Origin of the sequence: Paraburkholderia sp. SARCC-3016, from assembly GCF_031119615.1 — a bacterium.
GTDB lineage: Bacteria > Pseudomonadota > Gammaproteobacteria > Burkholderiales > Burkholderiaceae > Paraburkholderia.
In genome coordinates this window covers 443,948-465,834 of the sequence record NZ_JAVHZD010000001.1, presented here as the reverse complement: position 1 = coordinate 465,834, position 21,887 = coordinate 443,948, and the positions used below count along the sequence as shown (strand labels likewise).

Below are 21,887 nucleotides of genomic sequence, written 5' to 3'. Positions count from 1 at the left end.
CTTCACCACCCATCGTCAATCGACTTCGGTCGACCATCGCCAGCATGCCGGTCACTCTTCGGACGTAGCGCTGCGCGCAACTGCTCCAGCGTGAAGGGCTTGCGCAAGGCCGACCATTCAAATGCCAGCCTTTCCTGGCCCGGGACCGGGTTTCCCGAAGCGAAGATAATACGGAGCGTAGATCGAACCTCGAGAGCGCGTCGCGCGAGGTCGATGCCCGACATGTCGGGCATGACGACGTCGGTAAACAGAACGTCAAACTCGTGTGCATCGAGCGCAGCGAGTGCTTCCGCCGCAGTCTCCGCGCGCCGCGGACTCGTGCCGATCAGCGACAGTAGCTCGCAGGTTGCGTCCAGTGACGCGACATCGTCGTCAACGACAAGTACGCGCATGCTCCGGGCATTCGCGGCCGACCCGGCCCTGTCATCGCCGCGCGTATCGTTCATATGCGCTACAATGCGGCTTCCGTCAAGCATCTGTCGCAGCTTGAGCGCGAGTTGCTGGCGACTATAAGGCTTGCTTAGCAGTTCGACACCGGGATCGAGCCGGCCGCCGTGCACGATGGCGTTCTGCGTATAGCCGGACGTAAAAAGCACCTTGAGCCCCGGCAACATCTGGACCGCCCTGCGAGCCATTTCCGGGCTGCGCAGCGCGCCTGGCATGACCACATCCGTAAACAGCAGGTCGATATGCACGCCGCTCGCAACGACAGCCAGCGCCTGCTCGGCGTCGTTGGCCTTTAGCACCGAATAACCAAGTCCCGAGAGAAGTTCGACGACGGTCGACTGAACCTTCAGATCGTCCTCCACGACGAGGACCGTCTCACTGCCGCGCACGAGCCCGCCCCCCATGGACCGCCTGGTTTCGACGGCCGTGCCCATGGAGCGAGGCAAGTAGATCCTCACGGTTGTCCCCACGCCGGTTTCACTGTAGAGCCGGATGTGGCCGCCGCTCTGCTTGACGAAGCCGTAGGCCATGCTCAGACCGAGCCCTGTGCCTTGTCCCTCCGGCTTTGTACTGAAAAACGGGTCAAACGCGCGCTCCATCACTTCGTGGCTCATGCCGGTTCCCGTATCGGTAACGGCCAGCATGACATATTGTCCGGCTGGGACGTCGGCAACAGACGCGACGTATTCGTCGTCAAGCGTCGCATTGGCGAGTTCGAGCGTGAGTTTGCCGCCATCCGGCATCGCGTCGCGTGCATTGATCGCCAGGTTCAGAATCACATTCTCGAACTGATGCGGATCGACGACGGTGTTCCACAAGCCACCCGCAACGATCGACTCGATCTGGATCGTCTCGCCAAGGGCCCGTCGCAGCAAATCGTCAAGTGCCTGGAGCTGACGGGCCGGATTGACGACGACGGGCGCGAGAGGCTGCTGCCGGCCAAAGGCCAGCAATTGCGAGGCGAGTTTCGCACCGCGGTCCACGGCGTCGATCGCATTGCCCAGGCGCTCCGAGCTCCACGCATCACGTCCGTATCTGCTCTCGAGCAGCTCGAGGTTCCCGCGCATCACCTGCAGAACATTGTTAAAGTCGTGCGCGACGCCGCCCGTCAGTTTGCCCAGTGCTTCCATCTTTTGCGCCTGGAACAGCGCCCTTTGCGTCTGTTCGAGCAGTTCGCCCGCTCGCCGCCGCTCGGTAATGTCGCGCGTGATCTTTGCAAAACCTACCAGATCGCCATCTTCGTGAATTGCGTCAATGACCACGTGCGCAAAGAAGCGGCTTCCGTCCCGTCGTACCCGCCAGCCCTCGGCCTCGAAGCGCCCCTCGCGTCTCGCTGTCTCCAGCCCCCGCAAGGGAACGCCGGCCGCGACGTCCTCCGGAGGATAGAACCGTGAAAAATGCGAGCCGATAATCTGGCTTTCCGTATAGCCCTTGATACGGCGCGCGCCCGAATTCCAGCTTGTCACATACCCGTCTGGCGAAAGCATGAAGATGGCATAGTCCGTAACGCCCTGAACCAGAAGACGGAAATTGCGTTCGCTTTTGAGGACGGCGTCGTGAGCTGCTTTCTTGTCGCTGACGTCGCTGACCACCTTGGCGAACCCGCTTACCTGGCCATTACCGTCGCGCAACGCCGTCATCACCACGTTCGCCCAGAACGGCGAGCCATCCTTGCGGAGCCGCCAGCCCTCGACCGCGTGGCGTCCTGTCTGCGTCGCGGCGCTTAGCGCCGCCTGCGGCGCACCGGAGGCACGGTCGGCCTGCTGGTAAAAAAGGGAGAATGAGCGCCCTATGATTTCCTCGGGCCGATATCCGTGAATGCGTCTCCCTCCAGGGTTCGACGTCAGGATCGTGCCATCCAAAGAGAGGGCGAAAATTGAATAATCCCAGGTGGTGTCGGCCCATAGCCGCAGCCAGGCAGAACCGGACTCACCTGTTGTTGGCACGATGTCGTTCATTCAGTCACGGATGTCGATGCCCCGGAAGCTTTAAGAAATGGTTATCTCTAGCAATCCGTGCACCCGCGCGGAAAAAGGGCTGAAATGTGCCGGCTGTTTGCCGCACGGCGCCGGTGGACCTGTGCGATGCAGTTCGTTACTCACCCATGGCACAGGTACATCGGCGCGCATGCGAAACCTCGCTGAGGTCTCCGACTTCGAAGCGCCGGTGAGCGGGCACGATGCGCAGAATTTTTCATGTCAGCAGAGCAAACAGCGATTAATCATGCATCCGGCCCAAGCAGCACGTCGATTGCGGCTTGACCAGCGACTTCGCCTACCAGGTACGCCCATCGTTCAGTAAAGGGCCCATTGCGCAGGGATACGCGGTCTCCCCTCGCCCCCAGTACATCGACGTTTGCGCCACCCTTGATCTGAACCGTCACGTCGAACATGTCTTTGGCAGCAGGAGCGAGTTCGACGTGAATCTCGAAACTGCGATACGTAATCATCCGGTGCATGAAAGCCCCTATCTCGTCATTACAGGCGCACTGCCAGTCGCGCAATCGCTATTCGTACCATACACCGGTCGGCGAACGCGATCGGTTCCCGTTCGAGGGGCGTTTCCGGCCCAAGCAACCAAAACAGGACGTCACTCTGCAAGCGGTTGCCGACATGCAGTTACAACATAAACATTGACGACGGTGCTGTCGGACAGGTAGCCTGCACCCAGAAGTTCAAGAAGTTCGATTGCTGTTCATCAATTGATCGCTTCCCGGCGGTATTCGTTGTCCTCTCTCTCCTTGACGCTTCACGTCCTCTTTAATAGAGGAAACTTTCATTTTTGCTCAAGGATTGTTATGGATACCGGTATCGTCAAGTGGTTCAACGACAGTAAAGGCTTCGGCTTTATTACCCCCGACAACGGCGGCGGAGACCTGTTCGCTCATTTCTCTGAAATCAGAAGCGACGGCTTCAGGACGCTGCTCGAAAATCAGAAGGTAAGCTTCGAAACGAAGCAGGGCCCGAAGGGCCTGCAAGCGGCAAACATCAAGCCGCTGTAATTTCAAAGGCCTGCAAACCGGCGGCGGACGCCGGTTTGCAGCGCAACCCTCGGGGAGCGTGGTTCGCGCATCGCCCAATCGCTCGTCTGAGCTGTCATTCAGCAGCTTGTCCGGCGCCGTACGTCTCGTTGCACGTCGTTCCGGCTTCTAGCTTCAACGTCCTTTTTTGCTTCTCCGCGGTAGCGTCACGCGCCGTACGCAACGGCTCTGAGCCTGCCCAGCCGTGCGCGTATGCGCAAGAATCGCATTTGCATCCTGGTGGGCTGTCGGATCACGCCGGAACGCGCGGTATACGACCCGATGAAAGGACGAGTTAACTTCGACACAAGGATGAACGGAACGGTGGCGCGACGCTAACCCTATGTTGCGACGTCGTGACGGCGCGATATGCGGCTGTCGGCCGCTATCCCCACGTGTGCCACGACGCTGTTTGCCGATCCACATCATCGTCGTCATTGCCGCAGGACCTCAACCAGGAAACAAAGTGACTACCTTAATTCTGAAACCCGACGAGCCCGTGGAAGTTGCACTACGCCGTTTCCGCCGCGCGATCGAGCGCACCGGCTTGATTCAGGAGCTTCGTGCGCGGACGGCCTATGAAAAACCTACGACAAAACGCACGCGCAAAAAGGCTGCTGCAGTGGCACGCCTGCGCAAGCAGATCAAGCGATCGTTGCCGCCGAAAAAGCGTTATTGACCGGGAACTGCCAGGCAGCCCCTGCTGAAGCGGTTGTGTAGCGGCCACCGCGGGTCTCTCGCGCATCGATGCACGGGCGCTGCGGCTACGGCCTCGCCATCGGGGGTGGCAGCCTGGCTGTGTCCCGAATCGAGTAATCGCGTTTAGGGCCGCGAAATAAAGTGCCCTGGAAAACCGTCTCTCATGCGATTTTTTTGCAAAGACTTGTCTGCTATCGGCAGCCGCGAGCTGCTTCTCGCTACCCACCGTCATTCAATTCCGTACCAACCGTTACAAGTTAAGCATTGACGTCGCTATTGTCCTGCAGGTACTCTGTTCCCTTGGAGTTCAAGAAGTTCGATTGCTGTTCATCAATTGCTCGCTTCCCGGCAGTATTCGTTGTCCTCTCCCTCCTTGATGCTTCACACCCTCTTTGAAAAGAGGCGAATCAGCTCGCCGTCATATGACGCGCGCGGCGCCCCATCGAACAGCACTATAATCAAAATGCAAAACGAACGAATTCAACAGTACAACGGCTATGCCGTCAAACCCTCGGCGCATCGCTTGCCCGACGGTAGTTTCTCATCCAACCTGCTGCTCGAATGCGGTGAACGCGCGCACGCCGAAGGCCGCTACGAGTTCTATTCGCTCGATTACTTCGCGAGTGAAGAGCAGGCGTTGCGGCACTCCACACGCTGGGCACGCACCTGGGTCGACACGCGCGGTTGACGGCAATGCCCCATCTATCAGGAAACTCGAATGGCAAAAGAAGAACTACTCGAACTCGACGGTATCGTTGACGAAGTACTGCCTGACAGCCGTTACCGCGTTACGCTCGACAATGGCGTCGTAGTGGGCGCGTACGCGTCCGGCCGCATGCGCAAGAATCACATTCGCATCCTCGCGGGCGATCGCGTCACGCTTGAACTCTCGGTATACGACCTGACGAAGGGAAGAATCAATTTCCGGCATAAGGACGAGCGAAGCAGCGGCGCAACGCAACGAAGCGCATTTCGCCGCCGTTGATGCGCAGCGAGTCCGCATCTGTTGCGGCGCTCTACTGCGCCGTAACGACAACCGGCCCTCGTATCTGACGTGCGTCGACATCCACGGGCTCGTTCGTCCACGTCGCCCGCCGGTTGCCGAAAAATCGCTGTACAAACACCCGGAAGCGCGTACCATGGTTCCGTCCACCGATGCCCCGCGCTCGCCTCGGCGATTCCTTCCGTTTGTGCCCTGAGCGTCCGCCCGCCTGCTGGCCACCGGCACGCCTTTATCTCCTAGCCTCTTCCCTGTTGATCGGACCGCACGGTCTGCGTCGACCTTTCTCGCACACACTACGCCGCCGCACCGCGGCCAGAGGTATTTCATGCAAGCCTCCAGTTACGTCTATAAAGGGCTGGAAGTCCAGCCACTCGTATTCCCGCGACGACCCACGAAAGCAGGATTCAGCCGCAGCTACGAAGAAGGTTTCGATGCGGCTGTCCGTATCAACGAACCTGGCCCAAAAGTCGACGAGACGCGAAGCCGTGTCTTCGTACTCACTGTGAAGCGGGCATTCGGCAGCAGCGGTGACGCCAGACGAGCATCGACTGCGTACGCGGAACATCTGATCGACTCCTGCACAGCGGACAAGACGATCTGGGACTGCGAACGATGAGCGCATCGCGGTTACGTCATCGACGTAGCCAGGACAAAGGCCCGCGCGGATACAGGGCCGGACATGGTGCGGGCAATCCGCGTGGAGAGATCAGATGCGCTTCAATTCCTCGATTTTTCAGATCGACCCGACACCGCGTCGGGCCGATGGCGAATTCATGGCTCATGCCGCCATCAGTTGTAGTCGCGATGGAGTCGGCCGGCAGGATATCCTCGTGAGCGGCGACCTCGCGGGTTTCGACGCGCGTGAAGACGCCGTCAGATTTGCTACCGAATGGGCAATCGAATGGCTCGAGCATCGCTACGGCTAGTGTGGGGCGGCCCGTCCGCCGTTGTCGCCATGCCCCGGACGAGCGCTGGGGAATCGATGCGAGCGGCGCCCCTCGCGCGATCGATCGCCATGGGTGAACCCCGACAGTCAGTCCCGCACTATCTGGTACTGCGTGCCGGACACGAGTGCTACGTTCTTGACGTTCACCGCTGTCTTATCAATCGGGGGGCCAGTCAGTTATTGAAGGTATTCGCACGTCGACACAGCGTCGCTACGCCGCTTGATGGCGCCGTGTGGGACGCCTTCTCGGCCGTGCACACGTTTTCGGCCGAGGAGCGCGCGACGCGGTGCATGTTCTCATTGATCAGCGGCGCAGAAACGCCGCATCAGCTCGAACTGTTGACCATGCTCTGAAGTCGTTCGCCGATAACCGGGATCGGCTCGTCGCGCGGGCAATCTGTGTCCTGGAAAGGAGCATCATGACGGCTCACGAGTCACTATTGAATCTGGCTGAATATCTCGACCTTTCGCTCAATGCGGGCGAGAGCGTCATCATGATGCAGGCATGCAACGACGCTTGCGCAATGTATGTCGGTAACGCTGCCAGGACGCAGAGCCTGCTGATCTTTCACGGGTCGATCGCAGCATCGCTTGCCGAGGAAATCCTCCGCCGTACAAGATCCGGCCTCAATCGAATGGAGATCGCCGGGCACGTATATCGCTTCGTGCGTAGAGCAACGCATTTCGAGGATCGGGGCGCGATTGTTTTCGCACCGACATAATTGCGCGTGTTGCACGCATTCCTTCCGACATCAGGAGCATGATTTTCCCGCGGAACCGTTCGGGTGGTCCGCGTTCGGCGTCAAGGCGTTCGTCAGAGGTAATATCGGTACCGCAAACCCTGCTTATACGCTTACCGCTCCGGTCCCTGGGGAGACAACATGCGACTCGCCGAGTTCATCGCGCTGCATATGGACGAAATCCTTGCACAGTGGGAAGCGTTTGCCGCGACGTTGCAACCAGCGGCCAGAAACATGGGCTCCCCCGCGCTGCGCGACCATGCGCAACAAATTCTGCAGGCGGTGGCAAAAGACATATCGACTCCCCAGACGCGCGACGAGCAGCACGAGAAGTCGTTGGGACACGCCCCGAAACTGATCGATGCGCCGGAAACAGCTGCGCAGACTCATGCGTTGCTGCGCGCGCGCAGTGGCTTTTCCGTCAATCAGCTGGCTGCGGAATATCGTGCGTTGCGTGCCAGCGTTCTGCGCCTGTGGATGGACAACCATGCGGCCGAAGACACCAATCTGGAAGACGTGATCCGGTTCAACGAGGCGATTGATCAGGCTGTTGCCGAATCCGTCGAATTTTTCAACGACCAGGTCGAACAGGCTCGTAACCTGTTGCTCGGTATGCTCGGCCACGACATGCGAAGTCCGTTGCAGACCATCCAGATGACAGCGGCCTATCTTGCCGCGCTGAACGCAGGCGGGGACGTCTCGGACGCCGCGGCGCGACTGATCCGCAGTGGCTCACGCATGCAGTCGCTACTCGATGATCTATGCGATTTCAATCGCATCAAACTGGGGCTCGGCATCAACATCGTGCCGGCCGATGTCGATCTGGCGGTCCTGATTGCCGATGCGCTCGATCAACTCCGTGCGGCTCATCCTGGACGCCTGATCGAACTCGACGTAGCGGGCCGCGCGCAAGGTGTCTGGGACGGCGCGCGGTTGCAGCAGCTGCTCGCCAATCTGGTGGGGAACGCGCTCAAATATGGCAATCAGACGACGCCAGTGCGCGTGGCGCTAACCGGAGAAGCGTCTGCGGTATCGCTGGAGGTATCGAACAGCGGCCCGCCCATTGACCCGCAAACGATCGAGACGATTTTCGATCCGCTCAGGCGCGGTCCCGGCGAGGACAGCAGGAACGCGAGCGGTCTGGGGCTGGGCCTTTACATCGCGGCCGAAATCGCGAAGGCTCACGGCGGGAGAATCGAGGTGCGGTCAGACGAAAACCAGACGGTATTTGCAGTTCGCTTGCCGTGTCATCAGCGGGCGGCGTAGCCCGCACGGTGAAACCGTCAACCGGCGAGCGAAGGAACGAACAGACGAAGCGGTGCTATACGAATTCCGTAATGAAATGCGCGACCAGCGCGGCGCCCGCGCCGAGCGTCGCGAGCCAGCAAAGCATACGCAGCGACCAGTGAGCGACGAGATCGCCCACGGCAGCGCGTTTCGAACTTAGCAGCACCAGCAATACGAGCATCGGCGTCATCGTCATGCCGTTGAGGAGCGCGCTCCAATAAAGCGCGGTGACGGGATCGATGCGCAATATCGTCATCGTGACGGCAAGTGCGATTCCGGTCGCGGTGATCGCGACGAGCAGGAAAGCAATGCGCGCGTCGCGCCTTTCGCCGCGCTGCCAGTGGAAAGCACTAGCCGCCGCCTGTGCGGCCGAGCCCGCAAGGGGCGGCAGCACGAGCAGCGCCGAGCCGATCAGGGCGAGGCCGAGCACCTGCGGTGCAAACCCATGCGCAAAAGGCTCGAGCACGCGATCAAGCCGCACCGGTTGGCCCGGTGTTGGACGCGTCAATTCGAATACGCCGGCAGACGCGATCATGATCGCCAATGCAGCGCCATTGGAAAGCGCGGTTCTCAGCGCCGTGTCCCTGCGTAGTTTGCGCAGTTCCCGATCCGAGCGGACCGACGACGCCGACTGTCCGTTTTCCTTGCGCTCTTCCACCTCCTGCTCGGCCTGCGAAAACAACAGATACGGGCTGATCGTCGTGCCGAGCAGCGCGAGCAACATCGTCGTGTAGTCCTTCGTCCAGACGATGCGCGGAACAAACGCACGAATCGCAATGGTGTGCCACGGCACCTGAAGCAACAGGACAACGCCGACATAACCGAACATCCCTAGTACCAACCACTGAACCGCACGGGCATAGCGTGCGTAGGGGACGCACCACTGCAAGACTAGCGACGCGGCGCCGCACAACAGCGACAGCACCGCGACGGAGCCGCCGACGACGGCATGCACGGCTGCGCCCATCGCCAGTATGTCGACGGCGATGTTGAAACTGTTGGCGATCAGGAAGCGCGCGACGCCGAAGTAAAAAAAGACGGGAGCATAGTGCTCGCGCATATTGTCCGTCAGCCCTTTGCCGGTGATCGAAGCGACGCGCGCGGAAATCAGCTGAAGCGCGATCATCGATGGGTAGGACAGCACGCACACCCACAGCAGGTCGTAGCGAAACCACGCGCCGGCCAGCGTGTAGGTAGCGACGCCGCTCGGGTCGTTGTCGGTGCCGAGCGTCGCCAGACCCGGGCCGACGTCGGCAGCCCACGAGCGTGCCGGCCGCTCGGCGCGCCTGCCGTTTGCACGCAGCGTCTGTTGGTCCGAGTCACGATTCATGCGACGTGCCTGCATGGGAACGATGATCGTGACGTGCACGAACTGTTCCCGTGCTGCTGAAGCAAACGGACGAATGGCTACGCGGCAGCGACCGTTTCCGGGCGCACGGGGCGGCCGCCAGCGTGCCGCGACATCACGTCAGGTGCGACGTGTGGCGCCCCGCGGCGGCTGCGGCACTTCCGGTGCCTGCGGGTCCGGTTGCAGAGCGGGGTCGAGCTGATCGTGTCCCGGCTCATACGGGCCTTGCTCGGGATGGTCCTTGCCGCTGGGGACCAGCGTTTCGTCCATGTTTCCATGCGGCTCTTGCGACACCTTGCCGTCGCGCTCAACCGTGACGTCGTGTGTGCGTTCCGACTCGCGGCGGCGATCCGCGCGTTCGACAGGGTCGCTGAAGCCTTCATGGCTCTCGCGTGCGGGGTTGCCTTGATTTTTCTCACGTGCGCTCATCGCAAACTCCTCATCGATCGGATTGACGTCGATGCAACTGCGCATCGCGCGTACCCGGTTTCGCACCGCAGCACAAAGCCGCCGCGAAGCGCGATCGGCACCAGCGCGCGTATCGACGTAACGGGCAAACTTGCCTGCTCACTTCCACGATGTTCCCAAAGCGTCTGCGACGTTCTTTCCGCTTGCGCCGTTTGTGCCGGCCGCCGTTGGATAGGGACGCAACGCCTCGGGTGTACGCATGTCGCGTGGGATCTGAAAGTCAACCCGCGCCGCGCCGCGCATCACGTGTGGCGGTTGCGGAAAGCCGCTGCGCGCCGAGTAGTCGAGCAGCGGCCCGGTGCTGGCGCGGCGGCGGGCGCTTTGCGAAGCTGCGGCAGCGCGTGCCGCATAAATATCGAGAGCGCCGACGCCAGCGAGCGCGGTGCCGACCGCCAACGTGCGGCGCCCCGCTCGCGCGTGGCCCGTTTTTGCTGCCGCAGCGGTGCTGCCGACGTCGAGCACGTCCCCTGCGACGCGGGCCCACAGGAAGCGTTGCGGCTGACGCGAGGCAAGAATACCGATACCGCACACGACTTCGCGCAGCCCATAAAGCCGCACGATCGTTGCATTCGCATCGATTCCCGCGACCCGCGACAGCGCGCGCGGCGCGCACAGCTCGGCAATGCCGAGCGCGACGCTGAACCAGCCGAGTCCGCGCGCGAGACCCGGCAGACCGTCGGCATGGTCGGCGGCCGACGCTGTGTCGCCCGTGCGTCGCACGTCCAATGGTTGATCGCTCATGATTTGCTCCTCGATCACATCGCGTTTCCGCATGACCCGATGCAGCGCTTTCGCCTGGCTCGGATACGACGTTTGCGTTATCGGCGCCGGTTCGGCTTCAGCGAATTGACGACGCCGACCTGTCGACCGTCAGCGCTTCGCTTCGCTTCTGTCCGCTGCCGAGCGCGCCAGAAACTGCGTCACTGTCTCAGGCATATGCTCGAGCAGCCAGCGGGCCATTTCGATTTCCTGCGGCAGGATCTGCTCGCAGACGCGCTGAGTCTCGAGATCTCCCGCGGCATTGGCCGCCGCGATGAGCGTCGTATAGGCCGCGATCTCCATATTTTCGAAGACGTAACCGGCCATCCCGCCTTTCACGACTTCATCGCTGACCGCCATGCCGCCCGCGCCTTGCATGAACGCCGACATTCGCGCCGTCAGGTCCTTCATCGCCGAAGGGCTGCTGCCGAGCCTGTCGAGGCACGACTCGAGCAACTGCTGCTGCGAAAGCGTTTCTTCGAGGTGCCGGTCGATGCGCTCCTTCAGCATCGGATAGTTTTCGAGGCGTCCCGATTGCGCTTTGAGCATCGTTTCGGCCTGCTTTTCCATTGCGTATGCGTCTCGCAGCCAGTCGACGACGTGTTCCTGTGGGGTGGTCATAGCTATTCCTCCGTGTGTTCCATGTAAAGACCGATCATTTGCTGCCGGCGTCGGGTGCGGCGGCACCGCTGCCCAGCTCGGCGCCGGTAGGCGGGTCGCTGTCGGGGTCCGAGCGCAGGCGGCCGGCCATTGCGGTCAGTGCGGTTTCCTGCTGTGCATCGAGTTCGACCGATGCCATGCCGTCTCCACCGTCCACGGCCGGTTCTCCTGTCTCGATCGACAGGCCCGTCCCGCTGTTCCAGGGCGCATTCACGACAGCGCCGTCATGCGACATCTTGAAGTAGACGTTCGCGTATTCCTCCTTCGGCGGCATCTTCCCCGGCGGGAAATTCGGTGTGATCGAATACAGCGCCTTTTCGAACGACTTCTGGTGCGCGACTTCACGCGTCATGAGAAAACCGAGTGCGTCGCGAATGCCCGCGTCGTCCGTCACGTTGATCAGGCGTTCGTAGACGAGCTTTGCGCGCGCCTCCGCGGCGATATTCGATCGCAGGTCCGCAGTCGGTTCGCCGATCGTGTCGATGTAAGCGGCGGTCCATGGAACGCCCGCTGAGTTGACGAGCGGCGTGCCGCCGCCGTAGAGAATCTGCGTGACGTGACTGTCGTTGCCCGCGCAGTTCAGCTTGCGATAGAGCTCCGCCTGCTGGTCGACGCCTTCGGCAAGCTCTCCCTTTGCGCCACGGTTGAGCATCGCAATGATGGAGCCGATGATTTCGAGGTGACTGAGTTCTTCGGTTGCAATGTCGTACAGCATGTCCTTGCGACCCGGATCTTCTTCCGTTACTGCCTGCGTGAAATAACGCATCGCGGCTGCAAGCTCGCCTTGCGGACCGCCAAATTGTTCGAGCATCAGGTTCGCGAGTCCGGGGTTCGTCGCCCCGACACGAACGGTGTACTGCAGTCGCTTGTTGTGCATAAACATGGCCACCTCCCTGGTTAGGCGCAACGTAATCCGCATCCAGCGTGCCTAGCTCGCCTCGGTGCAAATGGCACAACAACTTCATAGGTCGTTGCGAGCCGACGTCGTTCCGGCGCGCCGACGCGCTTTGCGCGGCGCAAACGGATCCATCCGCAGATGACGGAGCGGGCACACGCCATGCACATTCCCCTTTGCCCTGGCGCAGCCAGGCGCCTGGAGTTTTATCAATGTCATTCGATATGGAGCACTGACCATGACTGCCAAAACCGTGAACGATCTTTTTGTTCACTCCTTGTCCGATATTTACAGCGCGGAGAAGCAACTGACCAAGGCGTTGCCGCGGCTTGCGCGCGCGGCGACGAACGAGGAGCTCAGCGCTGCCTTCATGACGCATCTGGAAGAAACGCAAGGTCAGATCGAACGAATCGACGAGCTGGTCGAGGGCGCCGGCATCCGCCTGAAGAGGGTGAAGTGCGTCGCGATGGAAGGGCTTGTCGAAGAAGGCCGCGAGCAGACCGAGGAGATCGAAAAAGGGCCGGTGCTCGATGTCGCATTGATCGCGGCGGCGCAGAAGGTCGAACACTACGAAATCGCAGCGTACGGCTCACTCATTGCGCTCGCGAAGCAACTCGGGCAAGACGATGCCGTCAGGCTGCTGGCCGAGACGCTCAAGGAAGAAAAGGCGACGGACGAAAAGCTTTCTTTGCTCGCCGAGCAGAAAGTGGCCGCCGAGGCACTGGGCAAGTAAAGGCTCGTATGCCGCATATGCGAACCCCTGCCGCCGCGGTGCATCCGGGCCCGTACCACGGACGGACTGCGGACCGTATCAAGCGTGCGTTGCTCGCTTATCAGGTCGGCATCTGGCTGCTGGCGATCTGCATGTCGCTGACGAGTTGACGGCGGTGTAAAACGCACTGCTCTCGTGGCGACGCCCACTGGTCGACCGGCTCAACGCCCTTGAGCACGGACGATGTGAATGTGCGGCGGTAGCCACAACCAAAGAATCGGCTCATTGTCTTTCTTTTGCAGAATGAATCCTGGCGCCTCTGAACGGGACGACGCGAATGAACACGGAGGTCGGTGATCGGCGCGGCTCGGCAAGTGGAAGCTCGTCTGAGCTCCGGCATGCCGTGCGCCCGCTATGCATGTGCTACGCGGTCGGCGCGAAGCAACATTAGCTTCTCGCCGGCCACGCGGCGTATCATCATTCGTCATCGTGCTGCGTGGCCGCTATGGCCATGAATTCGATGCAGTGCCGCCGCCAACCCCGAGTGACTACGATCATGCTACCGATAGCCAGCCGTTGGTTCGAACTGAAGCGCATCAGCGACGACATCACGTTGCTGTGGGAGCCGCACGTCGTGCCGCTCATGCGCTGCAATATCTGGCACATTCGCGGCCGCGACCGCGATCTGATGATCGACACCGGCATGGGCATCGCCAGCCTGCGCGAGGCCGCGCGGCATCTACTGCAGAAGAAGGTGACCGCGGTCGCAACACACACGCATGCGGACCATATCGGCGGCCACCACGAATTCGAACATACGCTCGTGCACGAACTGGAAGCCGACAACCTGCGCGCGCCGCGCGAGCGCGGCACGCTGCTCGCGTCGGTCTTGGGTGACGCTGCCATCCGGCGCTATCGCGATGTGGGCTATCCGTTCGATGGCGACCTGATCACTGCGCTGCCCGATGCTGACTATCAGATGTCCGAGTATCACGTGCGCGCGGCAACGGTCGGCGAAATCGTCAAGGAAGGCAGTGTCGTCGATCTCGGAGACCGGCATTTCGAAGTTCTGCACCTGCCCGGTCATTCGCCGGGAAGTATCGGGCTGTGGGAAGCGGCCACCGGCACGTTGTTCTCCGGCGATGCAATTTACGACGGTCCGCTGCTCGATGAAATCGGCGGCGCCGATATCCCGACATACGTGCAAACGATGAAACGTCTGCGCGAACTTCCTGTGCAGGTGGTACATGCGGGTCACGATCCGAGCTTTGGTCGTGAACGGCTGGTTCAGCTCGTGGATGCGTATCTGGCGAAGCGGGCATGAAACGGATGGTGCCATGCAGGTCATGGCTGGACGGTATGCCACACCTGCTTCAGCCCGTCTCCATGCCGGTCTCCCGGCTTTTTGTCCATCAAGCCGAGGTATAGCAGCTTGCCCTCGTACGCCCGCTGCGATGTGCCGTTCGCTATGAGCACCAGCGTGAATTCGCTGGAGGGACGATCGCTCCTGCTCATGCCGGCTGCGAACGTGCGGTAGCCCGTCCGTTATCGCGGCGCCATCACCCGCAGCACCGGACGCCCGTCGACGCTCTTCAACGGAAAGTACGACCGGTGCGTCGCCGGATCGACATTGACGACGTGCGCATTCGGGCCCACCGAACCGTCGCCGGTCTTCGCGACCTTTGCTCCTGCCACGCCGAACATCGATACGATGCCCTTCTCGCCGGCCACATACACCGTGCCGGTGCCTTGATCGAAAGCGAGTACGTCCGGATCGCCGCCGACGTCGAACGACGCAGTCACTTTCATCGTGCGCATATCCAGTACCAGCAGCCGGTCGTTGTCCTCGCAAGCAATAAACGCGAGGCGTTGCTTCGGCAGAATCAGCAAGCCGTGATTGCCTCGCGCTCCTGGCAGATCGATGCGCGCAACGATGGCATCGTTGGCCGGATCGATTTCGACCAGCTGCTTTCGGGACTGGACATTGACGAAAACATGCCGCGTGACCGGGTCGTACTGCGTATTGCCCACCTCGCCGCCCAGCGCAATGGTTGCGACACGCCGGTTCGTCAGCACGTCTAGCACGGTTTCCGTTTCCCCGGTCTCGTCCGAGACGTAAAGCTTGTGGACATCGGGCGCGTAGGCCATACCGTCCGGATAGGCCCCGCCTGGCATGCGCGCGACTTCCTTCAAAGTCTGTTCGTCGATCGCGACAATCTCGTTCGTTCCCGTCGCAGACGCGTACACGAGGGACAGCTCCGGTATGGCAAGCACGCCGTGCACCGCCGCGATTCCCGGTATCCGGGCCACCACGTGCGAAGCGAGCGTATCGAATACCACGACTTCGCTGTCGCCGAGGTGCGCGATGAATAGCAGATGCCGGCCGGGATCGTAGGTCTCGTAGTCGAATCGCGACGCACGACCCGGCAATGGTATGTCGGCGATGTGCGTCAGCGGCAAACCGCGCGCTTCCGGTATGCCGGAATCCCTGGCAAGGCATCCGGTAGTCAGTCCCGCGACGGCGGCGATCAGGCAGGCCGTCGCGATCAGGGATCGAGCGAAAGAGCGATAGGCCTGCGTGCACTTCATGACGCTCCTCCGTCCACCTTGCCTTGTCTGCTACGACAATCGACCGGTCCGACGCATGTCAGGCGGCCCTTCGGGACGGCATCGCCGCTTGCAGCCTCAGCGCCGCGTTGTCCCAGTTGACGATGTTGAACAGCTCGTTGACGTACTCGTTGCGGCGGTTCTGATACTTCAGGTAGTAAGCGTGCTCGAACACGTCGAGCACGAGGATCGGCTGGATGCCCCAGGCGGTCAGCTTCTGGTGATTCTCGCACTGCAGGATCATCAGCTTGCCGGTCACCGGGTGATAACCGACGACGCCCCAGCCCGACGCTTCGGTGGCGATGGTCGCCGCGGCGAGCTGCATCTTGAACTTCGCGTACGAGCCGAAGTTGCTGTCGATCATCTTCGCCAGATCGCCCTTCGGCTCGCCGCCCCTGCCCGAAATGCTCGTCCAGTAAACCGTATGCAGGATGTGGCTGGAGAGCTGGAACGCGAGTTCCTTCTCGTAGAACTTCACGAGCGCGAAATCGCCGGTGTCGCGCGCTTTGGCCAACGCTTCTTCAGCTTTGTTCGCCGCGGCCGCCGCCGGCTTGTGATGGAAGTTGTAGTGCAGTTCGACCGTACGCGCATCGATGACCGGTTCGAGCGCGCCGTAGTCGAATGGCAGCGGGGCGGCTACATACTTGCCGTCCGCATCGACAAGTTTGTCGATGTAAACGCCGCCGTCTGCCGCGAAAACCGTTTGCGCCTGAGCCATCATCATCCCGGCGCCGACCGCGGCAGAGTTTTGCAAAAAGGTACGACGTGTTGCCATGAGTTCCTCGCAGATTCGCGCACGCGTCCGGTCACAGGGCGTGCAGGTGGACAAGCGGATAGACGACAAGACCGACGGCGGCAGCCGCGACGACGATCACGGGCTCCTGGAGCTTTTTGAAGCGCCATAGCAGCAATACGGTTGCGAGCGCGAGCAGCGCGGTCGGCCAGTCGAACACCGAGCGCTTCGCGATAACGATCACGGAGCCCGTGATCGCACCGACGGCCGCAGCCGTGATTCCGTCGACAAACGCCTTCACGGCAGGTAGCCGACCGTATTTCTTGAAGTACGGTGCCGGCAGCACGGTGAACAGATAGCAAGGCAGGAATGTGCCGAGCGCGGCCACGCAGGCACCGGGAAAGCCCGCGACGAGAAAGCCGATGAACCCGACCGTGATGACGACGGGGCCCGGCGTGATCATCGCGACGGCCACCGCATCGACGAACTGCCGGTCGTTGAGCCAGTGGTGGTCGGTCACGACGCCGCCGTAAAGGAACGGCACGATCGCGAGACCCGAGCCGAACACGAAGGCGCCCGCTTTCGCGAAAAACACGCCAAGCTGGCTCAGCAATGACAGATCGAGGCCGCTCAGCATGCCGCTCAATGCGGGCGCCTGCGCAATCGCGACGGCATTGATGCCATCCTTGCGCCACCATCGCGGCGGTGCGCGGCGGAAACAATTCGCAAGACCGCCCGCGATAAACAACCACGCTATCTCGGACTCGGTGACGACGGTCACGGCGGCGAGCGTCAGATAGATGACCCACAATAGCCTGTCTGCGCCGAGTGTCTTTGTGGTGAGCTTGTACGCGCTCATGGCGATGATGCCGACCACTGCCGCGCCTACCCCGTAGAAGACCGCCTGCATCCACGGCAGCCCGCCAAAGTGCGCGTACGCCCAGCCGAGCGCAACGACCATCAGGAATGACGGCAGCACGAACGCGAGCCCAGCGACCGTTGCACCGACGATCCGGTAGTGCAAGTAGCCAAGATAGATGCCGAGCTGCGCGGCAAGCGGGCCGGGCATCATCTGGGCGAGCGCGAGCCCTTCGCGATAGTCGTCTTCGGTGATCCAGCCGCGCTGCTCGACCAGATCGCGGCGCATGTAGCCGACCAGCGCCACCGGTCCGCCAAACCCGAAGGTGCCGAGCTTCAGCATGTAACGCGCCATCTGGCCGAGCGTGTAGCAAGGCGTGCTCGCAGTCGCTGTCGTGCTCATGAGCGCTTTCCGGAGCCGCTGCTTGTTTCGCTTGCGGCGAAGTGCGTGTACATCGAATCGAGCACACGGCTCATGTCGGCGAGCAGTTCGTCATCGTCGGCTGCGCGTTCCCGTGCGCCGGCCAGGATGGCTTCAAAGCCGATCGCTTCGGGCACAGACGTACCGCCCACGTCGAGCGCGTGCACCATGGCGGCAAGCCGCAACAACGCAGGGTCTTTGTCGAGACCGAAGCTCGCAAGCAGCACTTCGAACGTGACGCGCTCGCCCACATGGGTAAAAGCCGCGCCATCGAAATCGAAGCCCAGTGCATCGGCCGGGCAGGCGTCGGGTGAGGTCAGCCAGATAAAGCGCGCGTCGCGGTCGATGAAGCGGCGAATGAGCCACGCGCTTGCGACTCGGTCGACCCACATGCGTCGACGGGTTGCCCAGGTGCGGCGCTGATAGTCCGCGACTGACAGCGAACGGATAGCGCGATCGGCGGCGTGCGGTTCCCCGGGCGACAGCACCGTGTCGACATGCGCGACGAAGTCCTGCCAGGCCACTTCGGCGCGCGTGGCCGCTTCGCCCGGGAAATAGTCGATGGCGGCGATCGACTCGTAGTCCTTGCGCAAGCGCCGCAGCAGCTTCGTCAGATCGGCAGCGGACTGGCCGGCCACTGTCTTGCGTGTATCAGAAAGCGCGCGGATCAACGCGTCGTAATCGTCGACGCGGTCGAACAGCGCACGGAATTCGGCTTCTTGCGAAGCATCGACGCTGGGCGCCCGCAGCAGCCATGCGCTGCCGCCGCTATCGGCAATGGCCGCAGCGAGTTCGCGCAGTGCGGCTTCCCGTTCTTCGCTGTAAGGCAACAGATAGATGCCGTCCCGAAGAACCGCGCAACCCTTTGCTTTCAGCGCCCGCCAGAAACGCATGCGCGCCGTCGCGTTCTCGGTGGGAAGCGTCAGAATGAGCAGCGACCATGTCATCAACGTGTTCATGTAGACAATACTACTTACGCGTAACAACATCTACAAGTTAACTTTTTTGACGCCAGCAGTCAGGTATTCGCGATGCCCCGTGCGGAGAGATCCGGATCGGCGTTGACGCGCGCGCCGTTAACCACTGCGTCGAATGGTAGGCTGCTGCACGCGCGGAACCGCGCTGTCCCTTGTCGCAAATGGAACGAACACATGGAAGTCAGATCTCGACTCAACGGTCTCGCAAGCGTCCCAAGGAGCGTCTGGATACTAGGTTGTGTCAGTCTCTTGATGGATATCTCATCGGAAATCGTTCACAGTCTGCTGCCCATGTTCATGATGGTCGGGCTCGGTGCGAGTGCGGCGACCATCGGTCTCATCGAGGGCATTGCGGAAGCGACGGCGCCGATCGTCAAGGTGTTCTCCGGCGCACTGAGCGATCATCTTGGAAACCGGAAATGGCTCGCGGTAGCCGGGTACGCACTGGGAGCGCTAAGCAAGCCGCTGTTCGCTATCGCGCCTACCATCGGCGTAGTGGTGACCGCGCGCGTCATCGACAGGATCGGCAAAGGAATCCGCGGCGCACCGCGCGATGCGCTGGTCGCCGACGTTACGCCCGTTCATCTGAGAGGCGCGGCGTTCGGATTGCGACAGTCGCTTGATTCGATTGGCGCGTTTCTCGGACCGCTATTGGCTGTGGTCATCATGTCATTGTGGGCGGACAACTTCCGGCTTGCCTTCTGGCTCGCTGTCATACCAGGTTTGCTCGCCGTCGCGCTGCTGGCTTTCGGCATTCGGGAACCGTCACGCGAACCCGGCGCAAAGAGGGTGAATCCCGTTAGTTTGGATAACCTGAGGAATCTCGGCTCGAACTATTGGTGGGTCGTCGCTATCGGGGCCGTGTTTGCGCTGGCCCGCTTCAGCGAGGCATTTCTGGTGCTGCGCGCGATGGGCAGCGGGGTTCCCGTTGCGCTGGTTCCCCTCCTCCTCGTCGCGATGAATATTGTGTATGCGCTGTCGGCCTATCCGTTCGGCAAGCTCGCCGACACGATGAACCCTGTCAAACTGCTGATCGCCGGACTCGGGGTGCTGATCGCTTCAGACCTCGTGCTGGCACACGGAACACACTGGGGCGTCGTGCTGCTGGGCGTTGCATTGTGGGGTCTTCACATGGGCATGACGCAGGGACTGCTTGCCACCATGGTGGCTCATACCGCACCGGCACAATTGCGCGGCACGGCGTTCGGTTTTTTCAATCTGTTTAGCGGTGCGGTTACGTTGATGTCGAGCATCATTGCGGGCGAACTATGGGACAAGGTAGGGGCCGCCGCTACGTTCCATGCAGGTGTCGCGTTCAGTGTGGCGACAATCGTACTGCTTCTTTCCGGCAAGGCTCGGCATGGCAGGCCTTAGCTTGCGCAGGACTAGCGTTTATTGCGTCGTGTACCCTCGACCGCTCATACATGCGGAATAGGCCTGATTGAAAGCGGCCATGGCATTCTGACTCTGAGCCTGTGCGGACGCTTCTGCATTCCGTCTGTTCTGACGAGCCCGTACTCCTCCGACCATTGTGCCGGTAGCCGCTCCGATAGCGGCCCCCTTGCCGGCGTCGCCGGCGATCGCTCCGATCACTGCGCCACCGGCTGCGCCTCGTGCGGCTCCCGAGAGCCTCTCACCGCCTCCTACCGCCGGCCCCGAAGGCGGCGGCGCAGCGGCCGCGGCTGTAGCTGGATCGACGCCGGTTTTCGACTTGGCCCAGGAGACGCATGCCGATTGGTCCTTTTGCTGTTGCTGCGAACTTTGACCCTTGGCCGGGTACGCTACGGGCTGTGCCTGCGCTGCGATCTGGAGGCACAGCAGTGGGGCGATCGACGCGATTTTCGTCCACACGTTCATGGGATGCTCCTTGATGGGCGGCCATTGAAAGAAGACGCGCAACTGTTGCCCGCGCATCTCGTCGGCCGCGATGCAATACAAGCATAGGCCGCCAGGGGCGTCCTCCATTGCGACAGATCAAGGATGGAGACTCCGGCCAATCGGACAAGGTGCGTGGGTGTTCTTGTGTTCTTGTGTTCTTGTCTTCTTGTGTTCTGCGATGAGCCTTTTAGCGGACCAGCCCGAGCCACGGTTGACGCATCGGCTTGACATGAATCAATCGGCATTGTCTTGATTAGCGCTGTGATGCAGATATGTCGCTGCTGCAGCCCGGGAGATGGCCGCGGTCATCACTCGCCGTAGTCGTCCTGTCCGTCTCCTTCCTGCCGAGTTGAAGCGCGACCTTGTCCACGTTGAGTTGGGGGCGAAATGAGCACCATCATGCCGGCCGGCCACACGGAGCCCGCACAGCGCGAACCGGTTCTGAAGCCCGTCGACCGCGTCTGCGAGCTTTGTTTTGGTCTGTTCATGGCTTTGACGTTTGTCGGTGCCGTCAAGGCGGCCGGCGCTGGCCAGGACGCCGGGTACAAAATGTTCTTTGCCGCACTCGGATGCAACCTCGCATGGGGACTCGCCGATGCCGTGATGTATCTGGTACGCGCGCTCGTCGATCGGGGGCAGCGCCTGAAGATCGCGCTAACGGTGCAACGGGAACGCGACGAGACGGTCGCCGTGCGTGCCCTCCGCAATGCGTTGCCTGAGACTCTTAAACAGTTCGTCGAAGACACCGACCTCGAGCGAATCCGCGCACGCGTGGCGGCAATGCCGACGTTGCCGCCTCGAGCGAGATATGTGCGTCAGGACTTCGTCGGCGCGCTGGGCATCTTCCTGCTTGTCGTTTTGGGAACCTTCCCGGTCGCGCTGCCCTTTCTGGTGGTCAAGGATCTCGGGACGGCACTGATCGCCTCGCGTGTGCTCACGCTTCTGATACTTTTCGCTGCTGGGTTTGCGCTAGGACGCTACACCGATGCGGGCGCCATGAAAGCGGGCTTCGCCATGACGGCGCTTGGCATTCTGCTGACGATGGCGATCATTGCACTCGGCGGTTGATCGACGCACTTTGGTGTGAGGTTAATACCCGGGTATCCGGCTTCCTCGCGGACGGAGTCGGGCGACTCCGATCTGGCCGACGTCAAAGACATCGAAGCGCGCAGATCGGCCTGCGCGTTTTCTTTTCGTAAGCCATCGTCCCGGGCCAAAGTGCGCTTTGCGATGCGACGCGACGCGAAATAGCGACGACATTGAGCCCAATCCGATAGAACCATAGACCGCGAATCCGAATTGGTAACAATCGGAAACGAGGTCGGCCGCGCAAAAATTATTTTGCGCCGCATTTCTTAAGAATTCCTTCAGATAAGCGCGAGTACCATCCTTGTCTCTCGACGACGATACGTGTTTGCGCCGCCTCACAG

25 protein-coding genes are annotated in these 21,887 nt (G+C 61.4%); 12 read left to right on the top strand and 13 right to left on the bottom strand.

Going from position 1 to position 21,887, the window contains the following annotated elements:
• Window positions 1-2: 2 nt before the first annotated feature.
• The gene (locus tag QYH69_RS02140) at window positions 3-2,405 is read right to left on the bottom strand and encodes a PAS domain S-box protein (RefSeq protein WP_308830260.1); all 2,403 of its coding nucleotides are present in this window, start codon (window positions 2,403-2,405) and stop codon (window positions 3-5) included.
• A 263-nt stretch (window positions 2,406-2,668) separates the two neighbouring features.
• Window positions 2,669-2,905: a hypothetical protein gene (locus tag QYH69_RS02135; protein ID WP_308830340.1), complete on the bottom strand. Its 237-nt coding sequence runs from the start codon at window positions 2,903-2,905 to the stop codon at window positions 2,669-2,671.
• A gap of 339 nt (window positions 2,906-3,244) precedes the next feature.
• Here QYH69_RS02135 and QYH69_RS02130 point away from each other — a divergent pair, with 339 nt between their 5' ends.
• The 7 genes from QYH69_RS02130 to QYH69_RS02095 all read left to right on the top strand — a co-directional run bounded on the left by QYH69_RS02130 (window position 3,245) and on the right by QYH69_RS02095 (window position 8,120).
• On the top strand, window positions 3,245-3,448 hold the full coding sequence (locus QYH69_RS02130) for a cold-shock protein (protein ID WP_308830259.1): 204 nt from the start codon (window positions 3,245-3,247) through the stop codon (window positions 3,446-3,448).
• Between the two features lie 484 nt (window positions 3,449-3,932).
• Complete coding sequence (gene rpsU / locus QYH69_RS02120) at window positions 3,933-4,145, top strand: 30S ribosomal protein S21 (RefSeq protein WP_308830339.1); 213 nt, start codon at window positions 3,933-3,935, stop codon at window positions 4,143-4,145.
• A gap of 483 nt (window positions 4,146-4,628) precedes the next feature.
• The gene (locus QYH69_RS02115) at window positions 4,629-4,853 is read left to right on the top strand and encodes a hypothetical protein (protein ID WP_308830258.1); all 225 of its coding nucleotides are present in this window, start codon (window positions 4,629-4,631) and stop codon (window positions 4,851-4,853) included.
• A gap of 30 nt (window positions 4,854-4,883) precedes the next feature.
• Window positions 4,884-5,150, top strand: coding sequence for a translation initiation factor IF-1 (infA, locus tag QYH69_RS02110; protein WP_075156061.1), 267 nt, complete (start codon window positions 4,884-4,886; stop codon window positions 5,148-5,150).
• A gap of 728 nt (window positions 5,151-5,878) precedes the next feature.
• Complete coding sequence (locus tag QYH69_RS02105) at window positions 5,879-6,094, top strand: hypothetical protein (RefSeq protein WP_308830257.1); 216 nt, start codon at window positions 5,879-5,881, stop codon at window positions 6,092-6,094.
• Between the two features lie 439 nt (window positions 6,095-6,533).
• A complete protein-coding gene (locus tag QYH69_RS02100; RefSeq protein WP_075156058.1) occupies window positions 6,534-6,836 on the top strand; it encodes a hypothetical protein in 303 nt (100 codons plus the stop codon).
• Between the two features lie 159 nt (window positions 6,837-6,995).
• Window positions 6,996-8,120, top strand: coding sequence for a sensor histidine kinase (locus QYH69_RS02095; protein WP_308830256.1), 1,125 nt, complete (start codon window positions 6,996-6,998; stop codon window positions 8,118-8,120).
• Between the two features lie 55 nt (window positions 8,121-8,175).
• Here the strand turns inward: QYH69_RS02095 and QYH69_RS02090 are convergent, their stop codons facing one another.
• The 5 genes from QYH69_RS02090 to QYH69_RS02070 form a co-directional block, all read right to left on the bottom strand.
• Window positions 8,176-9,471: a divalent metal cation transporter gene (locus tag QYH69_RS02090; protein ID WP_308830255.1), complete on the bottom strand. Its 1,296-nt coding sequence runs from the start codon at window positions 9,469-9,471 to the stop codon at window positions 8,176-8,178.
• Window positions 9,472-9,609: 138 nt separating this feature from the next.
• Window positions 9,610-9,918 carry a hypothetical protein gene (locus tag QYH69_RS02085; RefSeq protein ID WP_308830254.1) on the bottom strand — a complete coding sequence of 103 codons (309 nt, stop codon included), beginning with the start codon at window positions 9,916-9,918 and terminating at the stop codon, window positions 9,610-9,612.
• Between the two features lie 138 nt (window positions 9,919-10,056).
• Window positions 10,057-10,698 (bottom strand): hypothetical protein, encoded by a 642-nt coding sequence (locus tag QYH69_RS02080; RefSeq protein ID WP_308830253.1) that lies wholly within the window; start codon window positions 10,696-10,698, stop codon window positions 10,057-10,059.
• A 129-nt stretch (window positions 10,699-10,827) separates the two neighbouring features.
• On the bottom strand, window positions 10,828-11,337 hold the full coding sequence (locus tag QYH69_RS02075) for a ferritin-like domain-containing protein (RefSeq protein WP_075156057.1): 510 nt from the start codon (window positions 11,335-11,337) through the stop codon (window positions 10,828-10,830).
• A gap of 34 nt (window positions 11,338-11,371) precedes the next feature.
• Entirely contained in the window at window positions 11,372-12,259 is an 888-nt protein-coding gene (locus tag QYH69_RS02070; RefSeq protein WP_308830252.1) for a manganese catalase family protein, read from the bottom strand.
• 250 nt (window positions 12,260-12,509) lie between these two features.
• Here QYH69_RS02070 and QYH69_RS02065 point away from each other — a divergent pair, with 250 nt between their 5' ends.
• From QYH69_RS02065 to QYH69_RS02055, 3 genes are all read left to right on the top strand, one after another.
• A complete protein-coding gene (locus QYH69_RS02065) occupies window positions 12,510-13,004 on the top strand; it encodes a ferritin-like domain-containing protein (protein ID WP_308830251.1) in 495 nt (164 codons plus the stop codon).
• Between the two features lie 17 nt (window positions 13,005-13,021).
• Window positions 13,022-13,153, top strand: a complete 132-nt coding sequence (locus QYH69_RS02060) for a hypothetical protein (RefSeq protein ID WP_308830250.1) — start codon at window positions 13,022-13,024, stop codon at window positions 13,151-13,153.
• Window positions 13,154-13,539: 386 nt separating this feature from the next.
• A complete protein-coding gene (locus QYH69_RS02055) occupies window positions 13,540-14,307 on the top strand; it encodes an MBL fold metallo-hydrolase (RefSeq protein WP_308830249.1) in 768 nt (255 codons plus the stop codon).
• Window positions 14,308-14,327: 20 nt separating this feature from the next.
• Here QYH69_RS02055 and QYH69_RS02050 read toward each other — a convergent pair whose 3' ends face one another.
• Genes QYH69_RS02050 through QYH69_RS02030 form a run of 5 tightly spaced genes read right to left on the bottom strand, consistent with a single transcriptional unit; the run spans window position 14,328 to window position 18,561 of the window.
• Window positions 14,328-14,498 carry a hypothetical protein gene (locus QYH69_RS02050; RefSeq protein ID WP_308830248.1) on the bottom strand — a complete coding sequence of 57 codons (171 nt, stop codon included), beginning with the start codon at window positions 14,496-14,498 and terminating at the stop codon, window positions 14,328-14,330.
• Window positions 14,499-14,528: 30 nt separating this feature from the next.
• Window positions 14,529-15,572 (bottom strand): YncE family protein, encoded by a 1,044-nt coding sequence (locus QYH69_RS02045; RefSeq protein ID WP_308830247.1) that lies wholly within the window; start codon window positions 15,570-15,572, stop codon window positions 14,529-14,531.
• 58 nt (window positions 15,573-15,630) lie between these two features.
• Window positions 15,631-16,365, bottom strand: coding sequence for a superoxide dismutase (locus tag QYH69_RS02040; RefSeq protein ID WP_308830246.1), 735 nt, complete (start codon window positions 16,363-16,365; stop codon window positions 15,631-15,633).
• A 31-nt stretch (window positions 16,366-16,396) separates the two neighbouring features.
• Window positions 16,397-17,584 carry a chromate transporter gene (locus QYH69_RS02035; protein ID WP_308830245.1) on the bottom strand — a complete coding sequence of 396 codons (1,188 nt, stop codon included), beginning with the start codon at window positions 17,582-17,584 and terminating at the stop codon, window positions 16,397-16,399.
• Entirely contained in the window at window positions 17,581-18,561 is a 981-nt protein-coding gene (locus QYH69_RS02030) for a chromate resistance protein ChrB domain-containing protein (RefSeq protein WP_308830244.1), read from the bottom strand. Before QYH69_RS02030 ends, QYH69_RS02035 begins: the two co-directional genes overlap by 4 nt.
• 192 nt (window positions 18,562-18,753) lie before the next feature.
• Here QYH69_RS02030 and QYH69_RS02025 point away from each other — a divergent pair, with 192 nt between their 5' ends.
• Complete coding sequence (locus QYH69_RS02025; protein ID WP_308830243.1) at window positions 18,754-19,953, top strand: MFS transporter; 1,200 nt, start codon at window positions 18,754-18,756, stop codon at window positions 19,951-19,953.
• Window positions 19,954-19,971: 18 nt separating this feature from the next.
• Here the strand turns inward: QYH69_RS02025 and QYH69_RS02020 are convergent, their stop codons facing one another.
• Complete coding sequence (locus tag QYH69_RS02020) at window positions 19,972-20,436, bottom strand: glycine zipper family protein (protein WP_308830242.1); 465 nt, start codon at window positions 20,434-20,436, stop codon at window positions 19,972-19,974.
• Window positions 20,437-20,844: 408 nt separating this feature from the next.
• Here QYH69_RS02020 and QYH69_RS02015 point away from each other — a divergent pair, with 408 nt between their 5' ends.
• Window positions 20,845-21,525 (top strand): VIT1/CCC1 transporter family protein, encoded by a 681-nt coding sequence (locus QYH69_RS02015; RefSeq protein WP_308830241.1) that lies wholly within the window; start codon window positions 20,845-20,847, stop codon window positions 21,523-21,525.
• Window positions 21,526-21,887: the final 362 nt, after the last annotated feature.